The 23,820-nt window shown below is 38.7% G+C and carries 25 protein-coding genes, 1 tRNA gene and 1 riboswitch; of the genes, 17 read left to right on the top strand and 9 right to left on the bottom strand.

What is annotated here, in order from left to right; genetic code table 11:
* Positions 1-60: 60 nt before the first annotated feature.
* From HY58_RS16930 to HY58_RS16895, 8 genes are all read left to right on the top strand, one after another.
* Entirely contained in the window at positions 61-876 is an 816-nt protein-coding gene (locus tag HY58_RS16930) for an outer membrane protein assembly factor BamD (protein ID WP_039134795.1), read from the top strand.
* Entirely contained in the window at positions 851-1,192 is a 342-nt protein-coding gene (locus HY58_RS16925; protein ID WP_039134792.1) for a DNA-directed RNA polymerase subunit omega, read from the top strand. The genes HY58_RS16930 and HY58_RS16925 overlap by 26 nt, the downstream gene beginning before the upstream one ends.
* 100 nt (positions 1,193-1,292) lie before the next feature.
* Positions 1,293-2,513: a bifunctional phosphopantothenoylcysteine decarboxylase/phosphopantothenate--cysteine ligase CoaBC gene (coaBC, locus tag HY58_RS16920; protein ID WP_039134789.1), complete on the top strand. Its 1,221-nt coding sequence runs from the start codon at positions 1,293-1,295 to the stop codon at positions 2,511-2,513.
* A 13-nt stretch (positions 2,514-2,526) separates the two neighbouring features.
* Positions 2,527-3,426, top strand: a complete 900-nt coding sequence (locus tag HY58_RS16915; RefSeq protein WP_253271604.1) for a DUF4835 family protein — start codon at positions 2,527-2,529, stop codon at positions 3,424-3,426.
* Positions 3,423-3,818 carry a DUF4296 domain-containing protein gene (locus tag HY58_RS16910; RefSeq protein ID WP_039134783.1) on the top strand — a complete coding sequence of 132 codons (396 nt, stop codon included), beginning with the start codon at positions 3,423-3,425 and terminating at the stop codon, positions 3,816-3,818. The genes HY58_RS16915 and HY58_RS16910 overlap by 4 nt, the downstream gene beginning before the upstream one ends.
* Positions 3,819-3,823: 5 nt before the next feature.
* Positions 3,824-4,528 (top strand): CoA transferase subunit A, encoded by a 705-nt coding sequence (locus HY58_RS16905; protein ID WP_039134781.1) that lies wholly within the window; start codon positions 3,824-3,826, stop codon positions 4,526-4,528.
* Positions 4,529-4,543: 15 nt separating this feature from the next.
* Positions 4,544-5,290 carry a hypothetical protein gene (locus HY58_RS16900; RefSeq protein ID WP_039134778.1) on the top strand — a complete coding sequence of 249 codons (747 nt, stop codon included), beginning with the start codon at positions 4,544-4,546 and terminating at the stop codon, positions 5,288-5,290.
* Between the two features lie 3 nt (positions 5,291-5,293).
* Positions 5,294-5,950: a CoA transferase subunit B gene (locus HY58_RS16895; RefSeq protein WP_039134775.1), complete on the top strand. Its 657-nt coding sequence runs from the start codon at positions 5,294-5,296 to the stop codon at positions 5,948-5,950.
* On the opposite strand, the gene HY58_RS16890 is transcribed toward HY58_RS16895, so the two are convergent.
* From HY58_RS16890 to HY58_RS19060, 4 genes are read right to left on the bottom strand one after another with little or no spacing between them, the layout of a single operon-like run.
* On the bottom strand, positions 5,947-6,597 hold the full coding sequence (locus tag HY58_RS16890; protein ID WP_039134773.1) for a response regulator transcription factor: 651 nt from the start codon (positions 6,595-6,597) through the stop codon (positions 5,947-5,949). The genes HY58_RS16895 and HY58_RS16890 overlap by 4 nt on opposite strands.
* Positions 6,598-6,638: 41 nt before the next feature.
* Positions 6,639-7,475, bottom strand: coding sequence for a sensor histidine kinase (locus HY58_RS16885; RefSeq protein ID WP_039134770.1), 837 nt, complete (start codon positions 7,473-7,475; stop codon positions 6,639-6,641).
* A 24-nt stretch (positions 7,476-7,499) separates the two neighbouring features.
* Positions 7,500-8,213: a hypothetical protein gene (locus HY58_RS16880; protein ID WP_039134767.1), complete on the bottom strand. Its 714-nt coding sequence runs from the start codon at positions 8,211-8,213 to the stop codon at positions 7,500-7,502.
* A 57-nt stretch (positions 8,214-8,270) separates the two neighbouring features.
* A complete protein-coding gene (locus HY58_RS19060; RefSeq protein WP_052324240.1) occupies positions 8,271-8,732 on the bottom strand; it encodes a hypothetical protein in 462 nt (153 codons plus the stop codon).
* Between the two features lie 318 nt (positions 8,733-9,050).
* Between HY58_RS19060 and HY58_RS16870 the strand changes: the two genes are divergently transcribed.
* The gene (locus tag HY58_RS16870; RefSeq protein ID WP_253271603.1) at positions 9,051-9,767 is read left to right on the top strand and encodes a response regulator transcription factor; all 717 of its coding nucleotides are present in this window, start codon (positions 9,051-9,053) and stop codon (positions 9,765-9,767) included.
* Between the two features lie 7 nt (positions 9,768-9,774).
* Here HY58_RS16870 and HY58_RS16865 read toward each other — a convergent pair whose 3' ends face one another.
* Complete coding sequence (locus tag HY58_RS16865; protein ID WP_172644675.1) at positions 9,775-10,452, bottom strand: sensor histidine kinase; 678 nt, start codon at positions 10,450-10,452, stop codon at positions 9,775-9,777.
* Positions 10,453-11,275: 823 nt separating this feature from the next.
* Positions 11,276-12,505 (bottom strand): 4-hydroxy-3-methylbut-2-enyl diphosphate reductase, encoded by a 1,230-nt coding sequence (locus tag HY58_RS16860; RefSeq protein WP_039134762.1) that lies wholly within the window; start codon positions 12,503-12,505, stop codon positions 11,276-11,278.
* 122 nt (positions 12,506-12,627) lie between these two features.
* Between HY58_RS16860 and HY58_RS16855 the strand changes: the two genes are divergently transcribed.
* Entirely contained in the window at positions 12,628-13,908 is a 1,281-nt protein-coding gene (locus tag HY58_RS16855) for an alpha-amylase family glycosyl hydrolase (RefSeq protein WP_039134761.1), read from the top strand.
* A 65-nt stretch (positions 13,909-13,973) separates the two neighbouring features.
* On the opposite strand, the gene HY58_RS16850 is transcribed toward HY58_RS16855, so the two are convergent.
* Complete coding sequence (locus HY58_RS16850; RefSeq protein WP_039134760.1) at positions 13,974-15,455, bottom strand: trypsin-like peptidase domain-containing protein; 1,482 nt, start codon at positions 15,453-15,455, stop codon at positions 13,974-13,976.
* Positions 15,456-15,591: 136 nt separating this feature from the next.
* A complete protein-coding gene (locus tag HY58_RS16845) occupies positions 15,592-16,593 on the bottom strand; it encodes an acyl-CoA reductase (protein WP_253271602.1) in 1,002 nt (333 codons plus the stop codon).
* 57 nt (positions 16,594-16,650) lie between these two features.
* Between HY58_RS16845 and HY58_RS16840 the strand changes: the two genes are divergently transcribed.
* From HY58_RS16840 to HY58_RS16825, 4 genes are all read left to right on the top strand, one after another.
* The gene (locus HY58_RS16840; protein WP_039134759.1) at positions 16,651-16,998 is read left to right on the top strand and encodes a 4Fe-4S dicluster domain-containing protein; all 348 of its coding nucleotides are present in this window, start codon (positions 16,651-16,653) and stop codon (positions 16,996-16,998) included.
* A gap of 152 nt (positions 16,999-17,150) precedes the next feature.
* Positions 17,151-18,143 carry a D-alanine--D-alanine ligase gene (locus HY58_RS16835; RefSeq protein ID WP_039134756.1) on the top strand — a complete coding sequence of 331 codons (993 nt, stop codon included), beginning with the start codon at positions 17,151-17,153 and terminating at the stop codon, positions 18,141-18,143.
* A gap of 45 nt (positions 18,144-18,188) precedes the next feature.
* On the top strand, positions 18,189-19,010 hold the full coding sequence (locus tag HY58_RS16830) for a PASTA domain-containing protein (RefSeq protein WP_039134753.1): 822 nt from the start codon (positions 18,189-18,191) through the stop codon (positions 19,008-19,010).
* A gap of 23 nt (positions 19,011-19,033) precedes the next feature.
* Positions 19,034-19,345, top strand: coding sequence for a rhodanese-like domain-containing protein (locus HY58_RS16825; protein WP_039134750.1), 312 nt, complete (start codon positions 19,034-19,036; stop codon positions 19,343-19,345).
* Positions 19,346-19,578: 233 nt separating this feature from the next.
* Here HY58_RS16825 and HY58_RS16820 read toward each other — a convergent pair whose 3' ends face one another.
* On the bottom strand, positions 19,579-21,927 hold the full coding sequence (locus HY58_RS16820; RefSeq protein ID WP_039134747.1) for a TonB-dependent receptor plug domain-containing protein: 2,349 nt from the start codon (positions 21,925-21,927) through the stop codon (positions 19,579-19,581).
* 63 nt (positions 21,928-21,990) lie between these two features.
* Positions 21,991-22,100: riboswitch (TPP riboswitch) on the bottom strand.
* Positions 22,101-22,197: 97 nt separating this feature from the next.
* On the opposite strand from HY58_RS16820, the gene HY58_RS16815 reads away from it, so the two are divergent.
* From HY58_RS16815 to HY58_RS16805, 3 genes are all read left to right on the top strand, one after another.
* Positions 22,198-22,917 carry a head GIN domain-containing protein gene (locus tag HY58_RS16815; protein WP_052324239.1) on the top strand — a complete coding sequence of 240 codons (720 nt, stop codon included), beginning with the start codon at positions 22,198-22,200 and terminating at the stop codon, positions 22,915-22,917.
* A gap of 19 nt (positions 22,918-22,936) precedes the next feature.
* Complete coding sequence (locus HY58_RS16810; RefSeq protein WP_039134744.1) at positions 22,937-23,650, top strand: head GIN domain-containing protein; 714 nt, start codon at positions 22,937-22,939, stop codon at positions 23,648-23,650.
* Between the two features lie 70 nt (positions 23,651-23,720).
* A tRNA-Met gene (locus tag HY58_RS16805) sits at positions 23,721-23,792 on the top strand.
* Positions 23,793-23,820: the final 28 nt, after the last annotated feature.

The raw sequence follows: 23,820 nt of genomic DNA, 5'->3' as shown, positions 1-23,820 counted from the left end.
AGCCCCGCTTCGGCGGGGTTTTTTTATATTTGGAAAATCAGTTAACTTTGCAGGCCCTTTATGAGAGTATTCCTATTAGTATTAGTTATTGCCCTTTCCGGATTAGGTTGTTCCAAATTTGCAAAAGTGCAAAAAAGCACCGACTATGATTATAAACTACGGATGGCCGATCAGTATTATGCTAAGAAAAAATATCATCTTGCCCAGCAGCTTTACGAGGAGCTTTTTCCCTTATTAAAAGGCAATGAGAAGTTTGAAGATGTGTATTACAAGTTTGCCTATTGCGCTTATTATATGAGGGATTACCTTAATGCCGAGAATCTCTTTAAAGGTTTTACCGAAGTATTTCCGACCAGTAAGCGTGCTGAGGAAATGGAATATATGCGGGCTTATACTTATTATAGGCAATCCCCTAAAGTTGAGCTGGATCAAACTAATTCTCAAAAAGCCATTGGGCTTATGCAGGCCTTCATTAACACTCACCCGGGTTCTGAAAAAAATAAGGAAGCAAGTGAAATTATTGATAAGCTAAGGGTTAAGCTTGAAACCAAGGAATTGAAAAGTGCTGAATTATATTACAACCTTGGCCAGTTTAAGGCTGCAGCAATTGCCTTTGCCAATCTAATGGACAATTATCCTGATTCAGACAAAAGTGATTCATATAAACTAAATGTAATACGCTCATATTTTGAGTATGCCACATTGAGTATTGATGAGAAAAAAGCCGAACGCTTTGAAAAGGTTGTAGAAGAATGCAACGAGTTCAACGATCGGTTCCCGGAAAGTGAACTCCGTAAGGATGTAGAAAATTACCTAAATTTATCGCAAAACAATATTAAAGCAATCAAAAATGAGCAAGTTAAGACGTCAGCTTAGTTCCAACACCAGTAATGTAGCCGAGGCAAAGAACCTGTTAGAAATCAAGGGCAAAACTGGTAACCTGTATGAGTCAATTGCTGTTATTGCTAAGCGGGCAAATCAGATAAACATTGCATTAAAAGAAGAACTTCACAATAAACTTGAAGAGTTCGCAACACATACTGATAGTCTCGAAGAGATCCATGAAAATAAGGAACAGATTGAGATATCAAGGGCTTATGAACGTATGCCTAACCCTGCACTCCTCGCTACACAGGAGTTCATGGAGGAAAAAATTTATTATAGGAAAAATGAGGATAAACTATTCAGCTGATCCCATTAACATACCCAATAAGATTTCCATGGTGCCTGATATTTATATGTCAGGCACCTTCTTTTTTTAGCTCCTGAGGGAAAAACGCTAATTTTAATTCATGTTGCACGGAAAGAAAATTCTGCTGGGCATTTCAGGCAGTATTGCTGCTTACAAATCCATAACCCTTTTACGCCTACTTATTAGGAGTGGTGCAGAAGTGAAGGTATTGATGACTCCTGCTGCCCGCGATTTTATTACACCGCTCACCTTATCAACACTTTCCAAAAATCCTGTTGGCATTGAAATGTTTGATGAGAATGCCTGGGTAAATCATGTTATGTTGGGGAGATGGGCTGATCTGATGCTTATTGCTCCGTTAAGTTGTAATACCCTTGCAAAAATGGCAGGTGGCTTATGTGATAACCTACTTTTAGCCGTATATCTTTCAGCTACATGTCCGGTTTGGGTTGCTCCAGCTATGGATGATGATATGTGGAATCACCCAACTACAAAGCGAAATCTCTCCCTTTTGCAAGATTATGGGAATAAAATCATTCCTGCTGAAAAAGGCGAATTGGCCAGTGGACTCTTTGGGATGGGAAGAATGGCGGAGCCGGAAGAGATATTGGCACGTATTAACAAGTATTTTGATCAGGCTTCCCATCTGCGTAAAATGGAAAGAAATTCTTTATGGGGGAAAAAGGTACTTGTATCTGCAGGTCCCACTTTCGAGCCTATTGATCCGGTAAGGTTTATTGGCAACCATTCTTCAGGTAAAATGGGGATTGCACTGGCATCAGAGTTGGCATCACGTGGAGCAGATGTAAACTTAGTTATGGGGCCCGGCGTTGAAATTCCGGAATTAGGTGGAATAGATGTCACAAAAGTAAAGACAGCAGAAGAAATGTACCAGGCATGCATGGGTTTGTTTTCTGGTTCCGATATCGCAATTATGGCCGCAGCGGTTGCAGATTACACGCCTGTTGAAACTGCAGTTGAAAAGATTAAAAAGGAAAATGGGGAGATGACCATACAGCTAAAGAAAACACGGGATATCCTGAAAGAGCTTGGAAAGCAAAAAAGGGATGGACAGTACCTTGTAGGTTTTGCATTAGAAACAAATAATGAAAAACAATACGCACTGGGAAAGCTCAAATCCAAAAACGCAGATATGATTGTTCTGAACTCCCTGAATGATGCCGGTGCGGGTTTTGGTTATGATACCAATAAGGTGACAATTTTTGACAAAGAAGGGGGAGAATGGGCCTTCCCTCAAAAATCGAAAGCGGAAGTAGCTAGTGATATTGTTGATCTTATAATAGAGAAAAATGGGATCTAAGAAACTAATTATAATGATTGTTTGTGTCTTCTCGCTGATGTCTGTAAAGGCCCAGGAGTTACAGGCAAAAGTGGTGGTAATGGCCAACCAGGTAGGCAGCCAGGTGGATAGAAAAATATTTACAACCTTACAAAATGCCCTGAATAATTTTCTTAATAATAGAAAATGGTCACGGGATACCTATCAGCAAAACGAAAAGATCGCTTGTAATTTTCTTATTAATATCCTGGATGCAAAGGATGGGAATGTATTTCAGGCTACACTTACTATACAGGCTGCGCGACCAGTATATAATGCTGCTTACGTTTCTCCCCTGGTTAATTTCATTGACGAAAATCTATTGTTCAGGTATGTGGAGTTTCAACAACTTGAATTCAATGAGAACAGAGTAAGCGGTAATGACCCGCTGGTTTCCAATCTTACAGCAGTACTCGCTTTCTATGCAAATATAATTTTGGGGATGGATGGAGATTCGTTTGCCTTAAGAGGAGGAGATCAGTACTTTATTAAAGCCCAGAATATAGTTAATAACGCACCTGATAGTCGGGATATAATTGGGTGGAAGGCTTTTGATGGACAAAGAAACAGGTATTGGTTAATGGAAAATCTAACAGGAAATAGATATACAATGGTGCATGATGCCATTTATGGATATTTTCGGTTGGGTCTGGATCAATTTTATGAAAAGGAATTTGAAGCCAGGAAAGCAGTATTGACTTCTTTACAGCAATTGAATACTTTAAATAGTGATATTCCAAATTCAATGATCATTCCTTTTTTCTTTCAGGGAAGAACAACCGAATTAGCAAAGATGTTTCGTAAATCTCCCCCGGATGAAAAATCGGCAGCCCTTGATATATTATCGAGACTTGATATTACCAATGCCAATACCTACAAACAGGAATTGAAATGAGGAATGCTTGTGTTTTAGTTATCCTGACCATTTTCTTTTTGAACGCCTGCAAGGAAAAAAGAGAAGAGCAGATCGTTTTATCAAATAAACAGATCGTGCCAATAGTGTATGATCTTATGCTGACGGATGAATTCACAATGCAGATGAAAGGGAAGGATACAACTTACGATTTGAGTGTAAACAGGTCAGAAAAGTATGACCAGGTTTTCCGGCTTCATAAAATAGATTTCAAAACATTCTCAGATAGTTATAAATATTATCTTGGTCATCCCGGTGAGTTAAAAGTTGTTTTTGATTCTGTGGAGGCACTTGCCACCAGGCGGCGCCTTCAGATAATGAATCCATCAAAATCTCTTCCTGATTCTGCGGCCAGGGCTATTGAATTGAATTAAATCTTATGAATAAAGTATTTTTTTCTGCTAATGAGGCAATTGCTGATATTCAGGATAATGCTACTATTATGTTGGGAGGATTCGGCCTTTGTGGTATACCTGAATCCTGTATTAATGCTCTGGTAAAAAAGGGTATAAACGGTTTGACATGTATTTCAAATAATGCAGGGGTAGATGACTTTGGTCTGGGATTATTATTAAAGACCCGGCAGATAAGGAAGATGATGAGTTCTTATGTGGGTGAAAACGCTGAATTTGAACGGCAGTTATTAAATGGCGAATTAGAGGTTGATCTTATTCCACAAGGCACTTTGGCCACCCGCATTCAAATGGCGGGTATGGGTATTCCTGCATTCTTTACACCGGCAGGTTATGGAACTGAAATTGCTGAAGGGAAAGAGATAAGGGTTTTCAATGGTAAGCATTACCTTATGGAAGAAGCATTGTATGCTGATTTTGCAATTGTCAAAGCATGGAAAGGCGATCGTTTTGGAAATCTTCTTTTTAGAAAGACTACCAGGAATTTTTCAACTTCCATGGCTAAGGCGGGGAGAATAACAATTGCGGAAGTGGAAGAATTAGTGGAGCCGGGTGAATTGGATCCGGATATGATTCATGTACCAGGAATTTATGTACATCGTATTTTCCAGGCTTCCGGATATGAAAAGCGTATTGAGAAAAAGACAGTGCAATTAAGCAGACCTGAATAATAATATCCTTGAAATATGTTTACTAGTAAACAACAACTGATTGGAGGAATGGGGGTTGATCCGGAAATTGCAGCTTTTTTTGTTGATCGCAATGTGCCAAAAGATAATCGTTACTGGAAAGGAAGATATCTCTATATAGCAAGAGGAACCGGCTACCTTTTCATTCCTCTTTTTTTCGATCTCCAGTTCAGAGCTGGCATGGCTAAGGAGGATATTCTTGACCCCTCCTATGTGAGTATTATGGAAAAAATTCTGGATTATGCAGCAAAGTTTGAATTCGGAGAAATAAGTTTTACGGATCAGATCGCGGCAATACAGACTATGATTGAGCCTTTGGCTAAGCATACGTGGCTAATGAATGACCTCAGGGAATATTTTAAGGTGGAACCTCTGAAAGCAACCGGCAATCTGGGTCTGGAAAACAGCGCATTGAACAGGGGAGATGCTTTACTTTATTTGCTATGTGTTAATCAGGCTCCAACGGATCTGATTAAAAAAGTTATAGGGTATTGGTACTTGTTAGTTCCATCCTTTCTGCTTCTGGATGATATTATGGATTTTAACGAGGATAGAAAGCACCAGGAGGAAAACGCATTATCTTATTATGGTTATGATGCTGCGGGTGTGATCAAAGCTATAGAAACAGTGGAAAGAAACTTTAAATCACTTGAGGATATCAATCCATTATTAGGGGAATTCTTTCAATCAACCCTCGAGCATAAAAAGAAGACTCCTTATTTTCAGCATATACTAAATAATTAAATTATGGCCTTGGATAAATTTGGAATTGCCCGGCGGATTGCACAAGAATTGAGGGATGGGATGTATGTAAATCTGGGAATCGGTATTCCAACCCTGGTAGCTAATTATATACCCGAAGGAATGCATATTATGTTGCAAAGCGAGAATGGTATGCTGGGTATGGGGCCATATCCAAAAGAGGAGGAAATAGATGCTGATCTTATTAACGCTGGGAAGGAAACGGTTACTATTTTACCAGGTGGAGCCTTTTTTGATAGCGCAGAAAGCTTTGGAATGATTCGGGCCGGCAAGGTTGATTTGACGGTATTGGGTGCAATGGAAGTGAGTGATTCAGGTGATATTGCCAATTGGAAGATCCCGGGAAAGATGGTGAAAGGTATGGGAGGCGCAATGGATCTGGTGGCCAGCGCAAGAAATATTATTGTTGCTATGATGCATACTAATCCAAAAGGGGAATCGAAGCTGCTGCCCTCATGTTCTCTTCCTTTAACAGGAGTGGGTTGTGTAAAAAAAGTAGTAACTGAGCTTGGAGTGCTTGACATTACTCCAGATGGCTTTAAATTAATAGAAAGGGCTCCAGGCGTAACTGTTGAAGAGATAAAAGCTAAGACGGCAGGAAGGCTCATCATAGATGAGAACGTGCTTGAAATGGCACTCTAATCGATCAGGTTGTTCTTTACCGCATAGAAGACTAGTCCCGCAGTATTTTTTGTCCCGAATTTTTCCATTAAACGGTCTTTGATTGCTTCTACTGTACGAGGACTAACTTCCATTTTCTGAGCAATTTCCTGTGCAGTAAACTCCATGCAGATATATTTTATTACATCTCTCTCCCTTTCTGTCAGGGTAATTTCACTACTAAGCGATGGAACTACCTTTTGTTTGGAATGCGATTTTTTAAGCAGTATGCGGTTTACGAAGTTGTTTAAATAATACCCTTTTTCTGCAACTTCCATGATAGCTCTCCTGATTTCTGACGGATCAGCACTTTTGAGCAAGTAACCATTTGCTCCAATTTCCATAAGGTGGCTTACGAAACGTTCATCTTCGAACATGGTTAGAACTACAATATGGATGTGGGGGAATTGTTTAGCAATATATTTTGTGCTTTCAATACCATCTTTTTGAGGCATACGCAGATCCATTAGGATCACATCGGGTTCTGATTTTGTAAGTCCTTCAATAAGTTCCTGGCCATTTTCTGCTTCCTGAACGAATTTTATATTGGTAAAAGTGCGGAGTGAGAGTATAACACCTTTCCGGAAGATTTTGTGGTCATCAGCAATGGCTACTTTGATTACTCTCATAGGTATCGTGCAGTTCGGCTCCTAAAAGTACAGATTCCCCGCTAAGGCTGCAAGGAATTATCCTCCTTGTTAAGTTCAATAGTTACTTTGTAATAGGTTTGGGATGGATCCTTTTCAAAGAATATCCGTCCCTGTAATACTTTTAACCTGCTTTGAATGTTTTTAAGTCCAAGTCCGGCAGAACTATAATTCATACGTTCGAAATCAGCCTGGGTTATTCCTTTTCCATCATGATGCATTCGGATATAGAATTTGTTTCCATTCATGTTCTGAGTTAAATGAATGAAACTGGCATTACTATGCTTGAGAATGTTATTTATAAGTTCCTGTATAACCCTGAATACTATAAGCTCGTTATCTGTTGCGAGGCGTTCCCGGTAATCATGGAATCGACAACTTGCATTGATAGATCCGGATCCGCTTATTTTTTGAAATAGATCATTTACAGCCGATTCAAGTCCAAAGTTTTTAAGGGTAGGTGGCATCAGGCTATGAGAAATGTTCCTGATCAGTTGAATAGTGTCGTCAATGATCTGTTTGGCATTATAAATACTTTGTAATTGGGTTGTTTTATCGAGATTAACGAGATTTTCGTTGAGATAGAGTCTGGCAGTTGCAAGGAGTGGACCCGCATCATCATGTAAATCGGCGGCAATTCTTTGTCTTTCTTCTTCCTGAAGCCGTATAGATGCATTTAAGAGCATTTTCTGCTGTTCATGCTCCATTTTTTGCAGGGTCATCTGGTACCTGATCACCTTCCTTTGGTGGAAAATGATAAAGACGATCAATCCGATCGTCAGTGCCAGCATTCCAATTGTGCCAAAAAACAGCACTATCGAAACATTGGCATTTTGGTTACTTACCTGTAAAAAAAACATTTTATGGGCTAGGGTTTGGGTTAGTTAGTCAAGTTCTTTGAATAAGGAAAATTCTGTTTTTATTTCATTTTCAATATGGTAAGGGTTTTCTTTGGGTAAATAAAATGCAATAGAGAATAGAATGTTTTTTAAGATTATGCATACCCAATTGATAATCCAGTAGCTGTATTGTTCTTGTGAAGAGAGCTCGGAAAATTGAAGGAATAAAAAGAAGGTTCCAGCAAAATAGAGCATTATACCTACTACAATCCAAAAATTAGATTTACTGTAAATGAATGAAACTTCTGGATTTTGAATCTGCTCAAATAAATATAAAATACTGAATATTATTAACGTAATAGCACTGATACTAATTGGAATTGTGCTAAATATGTTCTGATTTTGAGTTCCCTTAAATAAAAAGAAGAAATCAATAAGAGAAACTATCAGAAAGATTGATATTCCAAAATAGATAGCCTTTCTATTGGATTTATTTTTAATTATGAGTAGGAAAAAGGCACTAAAGAATAAGAATTCTACAGTTGTAAATAATGATGAGAGAATAGATTCAACATGAAGACTGTTTGAATTTTGCTTGTTTTTTACAAAAGTTATAAGGATGTCATTAAGAATTGAATAAAACTGGTATAATGCAATAACCCTTACTGGTTGATTATTATTTCTTTTAAAGAAAATAACAAATACCAGTAAGGGTATAAAACTTGTTAAATATGTTCCGTAAAATAGAATACTATTCATGGGATTGATATCCCAAATATAGCAATACCAATGAGTTAATAAAATACAAATGACTAATTAAGCCCACCAATCAAGAGTAATCCCAGTTTCTTTGGTACCAGGTCTATTAATTCGATCGGCTACAATACCCTTTTCTTTGGTTAATTGACCTTCCGTAGAAATAGTAGTGTATTCAACAATAATATTTTCCTGTGCATCAATACCAACAAATACCAGGGTTTTATTGCCATCTTCATCAATAGCATTGTACATTCGAATTCCTACGCAACCAGGTTGAGAAAGAATTTTGTCTAAAATGTTACGACCAGCATAAAACCACTCTGTTTCATTTGGATTGTTATCCTGGAAATCCTTAACCATTTTGGCGCCCAGCTCTTGGCCAATATCTTCTCCAACAGCTGCCAGGTTAGCGGTCAAAATTTCATTTTGAGTCATAATAGTAAGTTTTAGTAAGAAGGGTTTGGTTTTCAGAATGTGAATAACCCGCAAAAAAAAACCAGTATCAATAGGGCTTATCATCAGGAAATTGTTATAAATTGACTAAAATTCAATGCCCTAGTGCATTTACGAAGATTTATTTCGTAAACATACGAACTAAAATTTAGTAAAACTACTATATAAATATAGTAAAAATACGGTCAATGAAATTGAATTTCAGCATGAATTATTTTTTTCATAATGGTTTCTGGGTATAAATAATAAGTTTTTAGTAGCTCTAACTTCTTCTTTAATACCATTTTAGCGGTTAGTTTTACGATAGTAATTTTCCCAGTCCATTCTTATTGATGCTATTTATTTGTTTCCGGAAAAGTGAAATTTTCGCGTGGAAATACGAGAATGTCCTTATTTGCGTTAAATGAACCAAAAGAAGATCCTAAAAAACTGCCTATACCTATGAGTACTGAGTTAAGTATCAAGATTAGTATTGCAGATGACCATAAGATTTTTAGGGACGGTATTCGTATGGCCCTTAAAGACAAAGATTATCTCAAAATATTATGGGAAGCAGAAGATGGGAAGGATCTTATGCACAAGATGCAGTTAAAAAAGCCTGATGTCTTATTAATGGATATTAGGATGCCAGAAATGGATGGTGTAAATGCGATTGGTTTATTACGTAAAGAGTATGATGATGTGAGAATCATTGTTCTTACGATGTATGATGATCAGGAAATGATCAGTAAGATGATGGAACTAGGTGCAAATGCATATTTGACAAAAACCACCGATCCTGAAGAGATATATCAAGCAATTTTAGCTTGTATGAATGAAGATTTCTATTTTAATGACTTAGTAAATAAAGCAGTATTATCAAAGCTTCAAACTAAAAAAGCAGTCAGACAATTTTATCCAAATCCCATAAAATTTTCAGAGAAAGAGGTTCGGATTTTAAAACTTTTGGCAGAAGACAAAACGACAGAAGAGATATCAAAGGAAGTATTTTTAAGCCCAAGGACAATTGAAACAATTCGTCAGAATATGAAGTCCAAGGTAGGGGCCAAAACTATTGCAGGATTAATTATGTATGGAATGAGAAATAAGATTATTGATTAGTAAAATATTATAAAATATTAGTTGGCACCTTAACAACAATGTTTGTACCAGTTCCTATAATTGATTTGATTTCCAAATCTCCATCTAACGCAGAAATTCTTTTTTTTATGTTTTTTAATCCGGAATGTAGATTATTTGGTGAATTATAATTATCTAATTCAAATCCAATTCCATTGTCCTTAAAGGAACATTCAATAAGATGGCCTCTGCATTTAATTTTAATTTCGACCTCAGATGCCTTGCCGTGTAACATTGCATTTTTTATTACTTCTTGAAAAATCCTATAAAGAACAATTTCGACTTCCTCACCAGGCCTTACAAAATCACCATCTGTATAAACGTAAATTTGAGTTCTATTCATTGAATTTATTCTCTCGCATTCAATCTCCATACTTCGCAGTAAACCAGTCTCCTTAATAAAATCTGCACCTAAACCTTTTGAAATATTGTTTAATTCCACTATGCCTCGAATTAAGAAATCTTGGGATAGTTTAAGATTATTATTTATTTGATTATTTTCCATTATTGCAATATCTAAGTTTAATTTTGATAAGGCTAATACCTGGTTAATGTTATCATGAATTTCTTTAGAGATTTTATCCATAGTGTCTTCTTGAGTTTTAATTTTGGATATTAAAACTTGTTTATCCTTTTCAATGATTAAATCTCCAATTAACTCAGTCATTTCAGACTTGTTTTTGATGTGTAGGATTATTAAGCGATATACAAAAAGTAGTAGAATTATTAAACTCACTACTGAGACTGAAATTGTCCAAGTAATAATTTGTGTTGTTGATATTTGCATATAAATGCTTTAATGAATATTAAATGCAAGCAGATATTTAAAATCACAAAAATGGTGAATAGAATCTGCGATAGTTCGTAATTGAGTTCTTCGATATTGCTTAATTTGAATAAGATCTCACTTATCCAATAAGGTATTGATGCAGTATAGCAGACAATAGTTCCCAATATTATCCAATAATGTGGTGTTGTACTTACATTGACATTGTTCTTGTGAGTAATTAAAAATTCTAAATACAAGTAGCAGTTGTATGATAAGTATATTCCAGTAATCAGCATTGGAAATAATGTGTAATCGTGTAGAAGTATATATGAACAGATAGGTGACAGGAAGCAAATTGCAACAATTCTAAGTGTGTATTTTTTTCTGCCAATTACAGATGAAATATATTGGGATATAAAAAAGATTTCACACCATGAAAAAATAATAATTATAATTTGAAAATAATTTGGATAACGGCCGATTAAATGATTTATCACTATTACCCCTGTAACAACTAAATCAATTATACAAAAAGGAAGTATGTAGGTTTTTTCTGGGGATTTCCCTTCCCTTAAAAGTCGTAACCCAACTAAACAAGTTGCTAAAATTACTACGAATTGAACTACCTGGAATTTTTGATATAGTTCCATGCCCTTGAATTTGACACAAATTAATACCTGTCAAATTCATTTAAAAGGGTGAAAACACCCAATTTCAGCTTCTAATGAGTAATCGTATGAAGATATCTTTCCACTCCATCAAAGGAATCGGTAAAAACTGCTAATTTTCTAATTACGTCTTCTACAATTGCATCGGGGCACGAGGCTCCACTTGTAATTAATATCCTAACCGGGCGGAGACTTGGTAAATAATTGGTCGAAACTAATTCCCTTTTAGTATGAAAATCAAAATGTTGGATCTCGTTTGGGGAGATTAATTTATCCGGGTTATTTATAAAGTAGGTGGGTAATTTCTTTTCGCATAACTCAACCAGGTGGGTAGTATTAGATGAATTGTATCCTCCCACAACTATGGCAAGATCAGCAGACGTTTCAAGCATTCCTGACACTGCCGTTTGATTGTCATTGGTTGCATAACATAGGGTATCACGGGTGTCAGCAAATCTTTGATTAATGGTGGAAGAATCTAGTTGATAATGTTCCATTACCAGCATTTTTAAATATTCCGCAATTTCCTGGGTATCGCTGGCAAGTTGCGTAGTCTGATTAACCACACCAAATCGGCCAAGATCTTTCGAAACATCAAAGCCCTCAGTATAGCGCCCCTTGAAAATCTCATAAAATGAATCAGGCGGTAATTCCCCCTTAATGAATCCACCCAGGATTTCAGCGTCGTGAAAGTCATTTAATATAACCGCGGGCGCATTGGCAGCAGCATGGGAAAATGTCGCACGGGTTTCTTCATGCATGGGTTTACCATGTATTATAATACTATATCCTTTAGAGGCGATCTGCTCACTTCGATTCCAAACCTTTTCAACGAAAGGACAGGTTGTATTATATTTTTCAGTTTGGATGCCCTTATCGCGAAGCATTTTTTCAATTGCCAGTGTGGTGCCAAATGCCGGAATCAGAACAATGTCATTTGCATTTATCTCATCGAACGGAATGATTTGTTTGCCGTAAGTGTCCTGAAGAAATTGAACTCCGTGCTTTTGTAAATCTGCATTTACCTGTGGATTGTGGATCATTTCACTTAACAGAAATATTCGCTTTCCGGGATTTTCATCTACCGTTCTGAAAGCAATCTCAATGGCGTTTTCCACTCCATAACAAAAGCCGAAATGACGTGCAAGGAAAACCTTTAAATTGCCCAGGTCAAGTTCTGTTGGGGTAAAATCTTTTTTTAACCGGTCTTCCAACTTTCTTTTCTCCTTCACGGCAGTTATCAAAGGACTACGGTATTTTACAGGCACATCAAATTGCTTCATTACTTCTCGATTGATGATCTTTTCACTTAAACAATTGCAAAGTTAGTTGGTTTGATCATGCAGTGCCTTTGCGATTTTTTATCTTATTTTCACCCCGCTCAACTCTCAAAACCTATATAAAAATGAGTAATGTTGTTTTCGAAGCACTGGATTGGGTCCGCTCTACAAATGTTTACGAGGTCAATCTCCGTCAATATACAAAGGAAGGCACCTTTGAAGCTTTTAGCCGTGAAATGCCCAGATTGAAAGAGATGGGTGTTGAAGTATTGTGGTTCATGCCCATAACACCAATCGCAACCGAGCAAAGAAAGGGAAGCCTCGGAAGTTATTATGCCTGTTGCGATTTTACCTCTACAAATCCAGAATATGGTTCTCTTGACGACTTCCGGAAAATGGTGGCGAAAGCCCATGAACTTGGATTAAAAGTTATAATTGATTGGGTAGCTAACCATACAGGTTGGGGGCATAGCTGGACGAAGACCAATCCGGATTTTTTCAAGATCAATGAACACGGCCATTTTTTTGACTCAAACGGATGGGATGATGTTATTGATCTTGATTTTAATAACAGGGATATGCGCCTGGCACTCATCGAAGCGATGCGGTTTTGGGTCAGGGAAACTGGTATTGATGGCTTTCGATGTGATATGGCAATGTTGGTGCCGCTGGATTTCTGGAAAGAAGCCCGCACGGAATTAGACAGGGAGCGAAAGTTGTTCTGGCTTGCAGAATGTGAAGAAGCTAATTATCATGAAGCATTTGACGCAACCTATACCTGGGAATGGATGCATAAAACGGCCGACTTTTGTAAGGGTAATACTGATGTTAATGGGTTGGACCACCTTCTTCATAAGTATGAACAACATTTTATTCCAGCTGCAGTGAGAATGTACTTCACAACAAACCATGATGAGAACAGCTGGAACGGAACTGAATATGAAAAATATGGAGAGGCAGCCCTGGCATTTGCTGTTTTCAGTGCTACCTGGAACGGAATTCCTATGATATACAGTGGACAGGAGTTGCCAAATAAAAAGAGACTAAAATTTTTCGATAAGGATACTATTGAGTGGAACGGCTCTTACCAATTACATGAATTTTATAAAGTGTTACTGAATTTGCGTAAAACAAATCCAGCATTAAGAGCCGGTGATAAAGAAGCTATTGCCCGACGAATATATACTGGTAGCAAAGAAGGATTGTTCTCCTTTATAAGAAAAAAAGGGAACAGAGAAGTGCTGGTTATACTTAATTTGTCTGCTTCCGATGCATCTGATATTTCGTTTAATAGGGAAGATGTAAGGGGTGAATTCACAAATGCATTTAGTGGAGATCTGCATGATTTTACCACCCAACCAACCATTAACCTCAAGGGGTGGCAATACCTCGTTTTTGTCAAATGATTTGGTTCAGCGAAATGAAAAAGCTACCTGAATTCAGGTAGCTTTTTATATTGGTTTTTCTGTTGTTAATCTAACTTCATTGGGTATCTGAAAACACCCTCATATCCGGGATACATTCCATCCAGCGTTACAGAGATTCCCGCCTTTTCCATTTCTAAACGAAAGTCATCTACAGTATTCACTTCTTTTCCATTCACCTTGAGGATCACAAAACCTTCTTCCATTCTGGTTTTAGAAAAGGCGCCATTTTCATCTATCGATTTCACGATCACCCCACCTTTGATTCCCATCTCTTTTGCAAGCTTTGCGTCTATAGTTGCCATTTCTGCGCCCAGTTTATCTAAAACGCTCGTCTTAACTACATCAGTTGTTCCGCTACTATTCCTCAAAATCACATCGCTTATCATTTCTTTTCCATCTCTGCGGAAGCCGATCTTTACCTTATCACCAGGCCTATAGGTAGCAATCTGACCCACCATCTCAGCTCCGGATCTTACAGGTACATTATTAATGCGAGTAATAAAATCACCTTTTTTAATACCTGATGCTGCCGCCGCACCATCTTTTGTAACATCCATTACAAAAACTCCTTCGCCAGATTTAATCCCCTCCTTGGTCTTTATTTCCTCGCTTAGATTATCAGGAGCATAGTTAATACCAAGATAAGCACGCTGAACTGTTCCAAATTTCATAAGATCCGCTACAATCTTCTTAACCATATTAACCGGAATGGTAAAAGAATAGCCTGCATAAGATCCTGTTGGAGACGCAATAGCAGAATTAATTCCTATAAGTTGTCCGGCAGTATTAATGAGCGGTCCGCCACTATTACCTGGGTTCACTGCCGCATCTGTTTGGATGAAAGACTCAATAGGAGTGCGGCTCTGCCTGCGGTTAATTTCAAGGGTCCGGCTTTTCGCACTTACGATACCCGCAGTAACCGTTGTTTCCAGGTTCAGGGGATATCCTATCGCCAAAACCCACTGTCCAACTCTTACTTCATCCGAATTGCCATACATCAGGAATGGCAGCCCCTTTGCGTCTATCTTGATCAATGCAAGATCACTACTTGGATCAGATGCCACCAACTTGGCCTTGTAGGATTTCTTATCACTCATAGTTACAGTAATATCATCAGCTCCGTCTACCACATGGTTATTTGTTACGATATAACCATCATCACTTATAATGGCGCCTGACCCGGAAGCCATTTGTGGTAATGAACGGGGCGCCATGCCTTCATCCCAGTCGAATCCGAAAAGATCGAATAAGGGACTACGTTTGGGAAGATTGTTGCTGGCAGTACGAGTACTCTTTGTTTTAATGTGAACTGTTGCTGGTATAGCGCTTGCTGCTGCATCACTAAAGTCTGTGGGACTACCATTAATACCGTCAAAAAAACCTGCATAATTGACAGGAACACGATTGCTGTCTGATCCGATATAGGTATATGCTTCTTTGCTTACATATTTATTGTAAGCATACATACTCCCTATTGAAGTGGCTGCACTGATCAGGATAACCGGTAAAATTTGCTGCAATTTCATATGATGATCCTTAATTTTTTAACTTGATGGTCAAACAATATGCCTGACGCACTACAAAATAACGAAGGTGACAAGGTTTCAGTTGCATCGTAATCCAGTTTAACAATAGTTTTACTAAGACCTTCGTAGATGACACTCATAAAGTTACCAAAAATGCCATTGTGTTAACACCGTCGGCATAATCTTCCCATCCAGGGCATTGAGCAGTTCCAAAAGGGGTATGCCCATGTCCTACCAGGCATTGGACAGAAGGGTTACTCTTTAAGTTTTCCAGAACCTGTTCTTTATTTTCATAATGCTCATAATGTAGCTGGCTGATGGGGGAGTATAAGGAACTTGCTTCAACCAGTAATATAGAACCATTGGTCATATAGTATTTATTATTCAGCAATTGAATGGCCAGTTGGTAATCGTAATTATTCTTGTATTTATTGTGCTCAAAAAAATACAGGTATTTATTCATGGCACCTAAGAGAGGGATGAAATCGTAATTATGTGGCAGGTAAAGTTTGGTAACATTTCGGCAGCCCAATCCAAAGTACATGTTAATATCATCTGAAAGGAGATTGAGTTCCTCACTTGTCTCAGTGCCATCCAGAATTGCTGCTGAAGTTCGATTACGGCGAATTATATGCGGGTATTTGGAAAAATAATAATCGAAGTACCTGGATGTATTATCGCTTCCGGTAGCCAGGTAGGCATCACATCCTTTAAGCAATTCACCAAAGATTGTATTCTGCTTTACCTTATCCTCCCACTCATATAGTTTTTTTATAAGATGTTCCAAAAGGATATTGTCTTTTGAGCTTAACTTGATCATGGCGTTATGCCCACTCATGAAAACACATAACCAATCATGGAAACCTACCATAGGAATATTGCCTGCCATTACGATCCCAACTGTTTTGGGGGATTTCTGAAGATTGGGAAGCTCGTATTTAGAAGCAACCTCGTCAAGTTTGGCCCGGCAGAGGAAATTATTTGCAATATTAGTAGCCGATATGTCAACAAATTCTTTCGTAAACCACGCATTGCTCAGGGATGCTTTTTGTTTAATATCCTGCCATTCCGGCCCATCTGCCTTGATATATTTACCCAATTCTACCAATAAATCGATCCTGTGTTGTAAATTCAACATGTACCTCTTAATTTGCGTGCAAAGTTAACTTATACAACCCACTAAAAATTTCTACTCATGGCTATCAAAATAACAGAAGAATGTATCAACTGTGGTGCCTGTGAACCCGAATGTCCGAATAATGCTATTTATGAGGGTGGCGTTGAATGGGCGCTCAGCGATGGAACATCCGTTAAAGGCAGTTTTGCTTTAATGGATGGCACCGTTTTAGACGCAGATCAGCGCAATACCCCAATAAGTGTTGACACCTATTATATCGTGCCCAATAAATGCACAGAATGCCAGGGATTTCATGAGGAACCCCAGTGTGCTGCTGTTTGCCCGGTAGACTGTTGTGTTCCGGACGAAATGTATCGGGAAACAGTAGATGAACTGCTCGCTAAAAAAGAAAGGTTGCATCTTTAAAATTTCCGATTTTCACCGGGAAAATGTATCTTACAGGAACACAGTTTAATTGTAGCGAAAGCTACTTCGTATAGGTGGGTGATATTTCCCATCGTGTAACGGGTGAAGGATAAGATCCTTCACCTTTTTGTTAAAAACCAATTGATTATTAAATGAGCGAGAGACCAGTCATCGCCTTCCTTACCGGTGGATATTCCGGTGAGGCAGAGATCTCCTACAAATCAGCTATTACCATCGAAAAGAATATTGATACGGACAGATTTGAAGTTTACAAGATTGATATCCGCAGAGATGGATGGTGGCATACTGCCGCTAATGGTGAAGACATTCAGGTTGATCGGAATGATTTCAGCTTAAATTTCCATAATCAAAAGGTGGTGTTTGATGGAGTATTTATTGGCATCCACGGAACTCCGGGAGAAGATGGGAAATTACAAGGCTATTTTGACATGATCGGTCTGCCTTATACAACATGTGATGCTGCAAGTTCAGCCCTTACTTTTAATAAGAGGTACACTGTTGCAGTTGCAGCTTTTGCAGGTATTCACGTGGCAAGGTCACTGCACTTGTTTAGCAACCGCCATGCCTCCGCCGTTTCAATTGCTGCCCAGTTGAACCTCCCGGTTTTTGTTAAACCTAACAATGGTGGAAGCAGTATTGGTATGAGTAAAGTTAATAAGGCAGAAGATCTTCCTGAAGCACTTGAGAAAGCTTTTCTCGAAGACGACCAGGTACTGGTGGAGGAATTTATTGAAGGAAGGGAGTTTACAATTGGTGTTTTCCGGCATAAAGGGGATATAGTTACGCTGCCTTTCACAGAGGTAATTACCAAAAAGGAATTTTTTGATTTTGAAGCGAAGTATGAGGGATTAAGCGAAGAAATAACTCCTGCAGTTGTAAGCGATGATATTGCCGGGAAAGTACGTCAAACAGCAGCAAAAGTTTACCAGGTTTTTAATTGCAGCGGTGTAATACGCATTGATTTCATTTATAATGAAGCAATCGGGCAACCTTTCCTCCTGGAGATCAATACTGTTCCCGGACAAAGTGAAGCCAGCATCGTTCCTCAACAGGTTAATGCTATGGGCTGGACATTGCGTGATTTTTACTCAGCGCTCCTGGATGAAGCCTTGACGGGTAAATAATTTTCATTTTCTTTGAAATCCATTTCTTATTTTAAAAAGTAGCCTGTGTTTGCATCACTCTCAAAAAAATCTGTTTGGCTGAATCTGCTGATAGCCATATTAATCGTGGCAGGATTGATTCTCTTATTCTTTAACTCACTTGATTTTTTCACCAGGCATGGAGAGGAGGTAAATGTTCCATCTGTTACAGGTAAATCTTTTGAGGAAGCAAGAGACCAATTAGAATCTATTGGCTTTGAAGTGGTGATTCAGGATTCTGTATACCGCGATACCATAAATGCCAGGGCAGTAGTGAAACAGTTTCCTGAACCCGAGGCCAAAGTAAAAAAGAACAGAACTGTCTATTTAACGGTTAACAGAACAGTTCCACCTGATGTGGTGATGCCCAATCTGGTCGGGATGAGTGTGAGAAATGCAGCCATAGTTTTAAAGCAGTTTGGATTAAAAATGGGTGACACTACTTACAAACCTGATTTTGCCAAGAACTCTGTTCTTACCCAATTAAAAGATAAAGAAGAGATCAAGCCAGGAACCCGCTTACCCATGGGTACTCCCATCAATCTTGTTCTGGGTAGCGGATTATCGAATATTGATATGGGGGTTCCTGACCTTTTTGGAATGACATACACAGATGCAAAAGAAATTTTGAATGCTAGTGGAATTAGTTTTGGGGCAAGGGTTCTGGATGATGATGTTAAGGATACTGCCAATGCATTTATTTACCGGCAAAGCCCTGAACGGAATACTCCCGACCGGAGGGTGAACAGGATCAGGCCTGGACAAATGATTGATGTCTGGTTAAGTACGCAAAAACCTCAGCGTGATACCACAACCAGGGTAGCACCTGCTGTTGATAACAACTATTAAACATAACCCGTAAATTTCTGATTATGGACATTATTACTGTTGAGGAACTAAAAAGGCGCATGGATGCAGGGGAGAAGCTGAACATCATTGATGTGCGTGAACCCGAAGAATATGCAGAGTTCAATATTGGAGCAAAGCTTATCCCTTTGGGGAAGATCCAGTCAATGCAAATTGATGAATTAGAAGACCTGAAGAACGAAGAACTTATAATCCATTGCAGAAGTGGTAAAAGAAGTATGACGGCCTGCCTGTTTCTGGAAACAATGGGTTTCATTAATACAAAAAATCTTGCTGGAGGGATGCTTGAATGGCAGGAAAAGTTTTCTGGAAAGTAATTAGTTTTAGAAATAATAAAACAAAAGCGTGAGAGATATGAATCCTCACGCTTTTTTTTGTTACCTGCCGCCGGCAAATAAAAAGACCAGGTAAAAGATCAAAATAATGGCGACGTTCAGGGCGATGGTTTTTTTCATCAGGTACGGATTAAAGTATCTGACTATAATCCTAAATGATGCCAAAGATGGTTTTTACATATAGGAGATATACCGGTAATTCTACTTCGTAATTGTTACAATCGAATATTTACTCCCGCCATCCAGTTTATTCCCGCCATTGGGTAAACGTAGTTTTCCGTAAATAAGGTTTTGTCGTAAATATAGCTGAAAGTATAACCGTTTGGTTCGTATAGTTTATTGAACACATTATTTACTTGCAGCACCAAGCCCAGTTCATCCACGATCTTTCCTTTTATAGTATAACGGAATCGTAAATCCTGCGTGTAAAATGCCGCCAGACTTCGATCTGCTGATGAAGTATTATCAAGAAATTGTTTGCCTACATATTTCCCGATTATTGCTAATTCTGCATTTTTAAACGGAGTAACTAAAGCAGTTGCTGTTCCTATGACTCCTGGCGAAAAAGATATATCTGTTTTATCATAAGAATTTAGCTTTTGTATACCCTCATCATAATCATCAATATATTCAGTGAATCCAATCACTTTGTTTTCACTTAAAGTAAGATTACCAATCAAATGCAGCCAGCTGGTGGGTCTTGTGGCTCCCTGTAGTTCAATTCCAACCCTATAGCTCTGGTCAATATTTGATCTCGTGTATGCGCCAACGTCATTTATTTTTCCGGTAAGCACCAATTGATTCCTATATATCATATAAAAAAGATTAGCACCAAATGAATGATTGCCACTCTTACGTTCAAGTCCAACTTCAAAATCATGTAGTTGTTCTCTTTGAGGTTGTTGTTCTTCACCCGCTTCAAAATCGTCACGGTTTGGTTCCTTGTTGCCAACAGAATAGGAAGCAAAAACGTTCCAATTATTTCTGGAATAACTTATCCCGGCTTTCGGATTGAAGAAACTATATTTAGTGGAAGTGGTTATTCCCGGATTGTTACGAAAACCGGTTATATCATAACTCACATTGCGGTATTGCAAATCCAGAAAGCTATGCCAATTCATTCCCAGTTTTTGCTGCCATTTCCCAAAAAAATTAAAATCCTTTTTCAAGGCATCATTGTCATACCACCTATGATCTTTACTTATTGCGTTAGTTGCCCAAATCACTTTGCCGAAATGGTTGCCATCATACTTTGTATAAGCGCCGCCGAAAGTAAGTTGGGTTAATTTATGTTTGTACTGTAAGGAATAAGTTGCTCCATAAAAATGATTGTCGAGCCAAAGTTGACGTACCAGATCTGTTGTTTCCAGTTCTATTCCGCCTGCAACCGGATTCTCTAACCCATAATCGTTGTATGATTCTTCTGCTTTATATTGTTCGTAGTATCCTCTCCCACGTGTAAGAAAAGTTGCGAGATTGAGAGATAACTTTTCTGAAAAAGCATGATTAAAGAAAAGTTGATAATGATCCTGTTGGTAGTTGTCGGTTTCATTGTCATAAGGTTCTCCCGGCTTTTCAGTGCCTGCACTATTGAAGGTACGATTGGTTTTGGCCTCTGCCTGTGGAAGGCCATTCCAGGCTTGATAAGTTTTTTCTTTACCTGAAAACATATTGAAACGAATACTCGACTTATCGTTAAGATAAGCTCCTGAAACATAAAAGGAAGAAAGGTTAGAGCTTGCCCTGTCAATATAGCCATCACTTGTTATTCGTGAAAGGCGTGCGTCAATAGTGAAATGATCACTTAATAGACCACTGCCCGCCTTAACAGTATTTTTCCACGTGTTGAACGACCCATAACTATTATTAATTTCAGCATAGGCTTGTTCATTGAATTCATTGGTGCTGATATTTATACTGGCACCAAATGCCCCTGCTCCGTTACTGGATGTTCCCACACCCCTTTGAATTTGAATGCTGCTCACTGAGGAAGCAAAATCTGGCAGGTTCACCAGGAACAACCCCTGGCTTTCGGCATCGTTATAAGGAATTCCATTGAGAGTCATATTGATGCGTGTGGCATCGCTCCCCCTGATCCTGATACCCGTATATCCCACTCCATTTCCTGCATCTGAACTTACCACCACAGATGGGGTCTGGTTTAATAAGAAAGGTAGGTCCTGGCCCAGGTTCTGCTTTGAAAGTTCTCTTCCCGAAATGTTAGTGTGGGCAAACGGACTTCTATCTCCGGCTCTCACCGCCCTTACCTCAACAGGCTGTAAGAATAGATTGTGCCTTTCCATTAAAACAGTATCAACTTCATTACTAATGGTGATTTTAGTATTGCGGTAACCAATACTACTTAGTAATGCAAAGGTTGAATTTGTGGGAATTATTGCATTACCCTCAGCATCCGTCACCACGGTATTACCGTTCGGTAATTCAATTGTTACCCCGGTAAGAGGTTGTTTACTCTGTGCATCAATAACTGTAAGCTGGCGTTGTTGGGCCAGCAAGGGGAGAACTGACAATAAAGCGCAAATCCCCAAAAGCAATTTTTTCATTTGAAATTATTAGTTTGAAAAAATGATTTGTGAGAAATGCTGCGAAAGCAAAAGGAGGAATGAATAGATTTGAACCACCTTCCCTGCGCAGGCATTACCCTGTCCAGGTTCTACGGGTATTATCTCAGCATCCGGCAAGTATTACGTAGCCGGGAGCACCCCGAGGAATCTGTTGATTACGATAGTAACCGAAGCGAAATTAAGGTCATTTTTTTTAAATAAGCTGTAACTTTTTGGAATTGTGGTCCGTCTCACTCAAAATACCTTTTTATGAAGAAGATAATATTGATGGCTTTCATGGTTATGGCTGCAGCAGGTGCGTGGGCGCAAACAACCACTGTTAAGGATAGTAATGCCCGCACAAGAAATGTGAGTGGTTTTAAAGGAGTAAAGGTTTCAGCAGGCATCGAATTATTATTGCAACAGGGTGATAAAGATGCAGTTGCGGTGAGTAGCAGTAATCCTGAATATACCGATCGGATTACTACCGTGGTTGAAAATGGCGTGCTTAAAATAGGGATAGATAATAAGGGGCTGGACTGGAAATGGCGCAGGAATGTAAAATTCAAGGCCTATGTTTCTCTCCGCGAATTAGAAAGTTTGAGCGCTTCCTCCGGTTCAATGGTCAAAACGGGAAGTGCCATTACAGTGGATAAGCTCGAACTTGATGCCAGTTCGGGAGCAATAATCAATGCAGAATTTAAGGCAAAAACTATTAGTTCCGATAATAGCAGCGGAGCAATAACGGAATTAAAGGGCACTGTTGACCAGCTCAGTGTTGAAGCCAGTAGTGGAGCCATTTTTAAAGGATATGATATTTCCAGCTTGAATTGTTCAGCTGATGCCAGCAGTGGTGCACTTATTCATGTAAATGTGTCAAAAGAACTCAGTGCTGAGGCTAGCAGTGGTGGATTGGTAAACTACAAAGGAACCGGAATTATCAGGAAAGTGAGTACTTCAAGTGGTGGAAGTGTAAAATCTAAAAGCTAATTAAGCCTAAAATACTATCATGAAAACATTATTTCTTTCGCTGCTTGTAACATTTGCCTCATTGGCGGTGAAAGCACAGAAATTCATCGTAAATGACCCTAATGCCCAGGTTCGTACAGTAAGTAACTTCAAAGGCATAAAAGCGGATACCAATTTTGATGTATATATTACCCAGGGAGATGAAGATGCCGTTGCCGTAAGTGCTTCAAGCGCAAATCAACGAGATCGGATAATCACCAAGGTGGAAAATGGTATTTTGAAAATAGGATTTAATGGGAATGGATGGAAATGGACTGGAAACCAGAAACTAAAAGCATATGTTTCAGTTCGGCAACTGGAAATGATAAATGCTGATGGAGCCTGTGACGTAGAGTTGATGGGAGTAATTAAAGTTGAGAAAATGAGCATTAAAATGGACGGGGCAAGCGATATCTACGGTGAACTGAATGTTAGCGAATTAGAAATGGTTCTTGAAGGTGCAAGTGATAGCAGACTAAAAGGCAGGGCAGGCTCATTGTCAGTAAAACTGGATGGAGCAAGTAAGTTCAATTCTTATGGACTCATTACTGATTTTTGCGAAGTAGATGCAGGTGGTGCTTCAAAAATGGAGATCACCGTTAATAAAGAACTCACCGTGAGTGCAGATGGAGTGAGCAAGGTCGATTTTAAAGGGACGGGCATTATCCGAAATATGAGATCGAGCGGAAACGCAAAAATTACTAAGAAGGACTAACATTTAAAAAAAATATATTTCAATTTTATTTGGCAGGAAAGCTATTGCGCTGTACATTTGCAATCCAAATCGCGAAGTAGAGCAGCGGTAGCTCGTCGGGCTCATAACCCGAAGGTCGGAGGTTCGATCCCTCCCTTCGCAACAAAGAAAAAGCAGCTTTAAATCAGCTG

It is taken from the genome of Flavihumibacter sp. ZG627 (assembly GCF_000814325.1).
In the GTDB taxonomy this organism is placed as follows: Bacteria; Bacteroidota; Bacteroidia; order Chitinophagales; family Chitinophagaceae; genus Flavihumibacter.
The sequence above is the reverse complement of the archived record's forward strand: the minus strand, read 5'-3'. Positions and strand labels throughout refer to the sequence as shown.

Bases quoted from the DNA above. Each gene is read 5' to 3' on its own strand.
- HY58_RS16840 (WP_039134759.1), top strand. From the start codon at position 16,651: ATGGCTATCAAAATAACAGAAGAATGTATCAACTGTGGTGCCTGTGAA.
- HY58_RS16900 (WP_039134778.1), top strand. From the start codon at position 4,544: ATGTTTACTAGTAAACAACAACTGATTGGAGGAATGGGGGTTGATCCG.
- HY58_RS16810 (WP_039134744.1), top strand. From the start codon at position 22,937: ATGAAAACATTATTTCTTTCGCTGCTTGTAACATTTGCCTCATTGGCG.
- HY58_RS16850 (WP_039134760.1), bottom strand. From the start codon at position 15,455: ATGAAATTGCAGCAAATTTTACCGGTTATCCTGATCAGTGCAGCCACT.
- HY58_RS19060 (WP_052324240.1), bottom strand. From the start codon at position 8,732: ATGATAAGCCCTATTGATACTGGTTTTTTTTTGCGGGTTATTCACATT.
- HY58_RS16895 (WP_039134775.1), top strand. From the start codon at position 5,294: ATGGCCTTGGATAAATTTGGAATTGCCCGGCGGATTGCACAAGAATTG.
- HY58_RS16815 (WP_052324239.1), top strand. From the start codon at position 22,198: ATGAAGAAGATAATATTGATGGCTTTCATGGTTATGGCTGCAGCAGGT.
- HY58_RS16915 (WP_253271604.1), top strand. From the start codon at position 2,527: ATGATTGTTTGTGTCTTCTCGCTGATGTCTGTAAAGGCCCAGGAGTTA.
- HY58_RS16860 (WP_039134762.1), bottom strand. From the start codon at position 12,505: ATGAAGCAATTTGATGTGCCTGTAAAATACCGTAGTCCTTTGATAACT.
- HY58_RS16885 (WP_039134770.1), bottom strand. From the start codon at position 7,475: ATGTTTTTTTTACAGGTAAGTAACCAAAATGCCAATGTTTCGATAGTG.
- HY58_RS16870 (WP_253271603.1), top strand. From the start codon at position 9,051: ATGTCCTTATTTGCGTTAAATGAACCAAAAGAAGATCCTAAAAAACTG.
- HY58_RS16865 (WP_172644675.1), bottom strand. From the start codon at position 10,452: ATGACTGAGTTAATTGGAGATTTAATCATTGAAAAGGATAAACAAGTT.
- HY58_RS16835 (WP_039134756.1), top strand. From the start codon at position 17,151: ATGAGCGAGAGACCAGTCATCGCCTTCCTTACCGGTGGATATTCCGGT.
- HY58_RS16855 (WP_039134761.1), top strand. From the start codon at position 12,628: ATGAGTAATGTTGTTTTCGAAGCACTGGATTGGGTCCGCTCTACAAAT.
- HY58_RS16880 (WP_039134767.1), bottom strand. From the start codon at position 8,213: ATGAATAGTATTCTATTTTACGGAACATATTTAACAAGTTTTATACCC.
- HY58_RS16905 (WP_039134781.1), top strand. From the start codon at position 3,824: ATGAATAAAGTATTTTTTTCTGCTAATGAGGCAATTGCTGATATTCAG.
- HY58_RS16845 (WP_253271602.1), bottom strand. From the start codon at position 16,593: ATGTTGAATTTACAACACAGGATCGATTTATTGGTAGAATTGGGTAAA.
- HY58_RS16925 (WP_039134792.1), top strand. From the start codon at position 851: ATGAGCAAGTTAAGACGTCAGCTTAGTTCCAACACCAGTAATGTAGCC.
- HY58_RS16890 (WP_039134773.1), bottom strand. From the start codon at position 6,597: ATGAGAGTAATCAAAGTAGCCATTGCTGATGACCACAAAATCTTCCGG.
- HY58_RS16930 (WP_039134795.1), top strand. From the start codon at position 61: ATGAGAGTATTCCTATTAGTATTAGTTATTGCCCTTTCCGGATTAGGT.
- HY58_RS16820 (WP_039134747.1), bottom strand. From the start codon at position 21,927: ATGAAAAAATTGCTTTTGGGGATTTGCGCTTTATTGTCAGTTCTCCCC.
- coaBC (WP_039134789.1), top strand. From the start codon at position 1,293: ATGTTGCACGGAAAGAAAATTCTGCTGGGCATTTCAGGCAGTATTGCT.
- HY58_RS16910 (WP_039134783.1), top strand. From the start codon at position 3,423: ATGAGGAATGCTTGTGTTTTAGTTATCCTGACCATTTTCTTTTTGAAC.
- HY58_RS16825 (WP_039134750.1), top strand. From the start codon at position 19,034: ATGGACATTATTACTGTTGAGGAACTAAAAAGGCGCATGGATGCAGGG.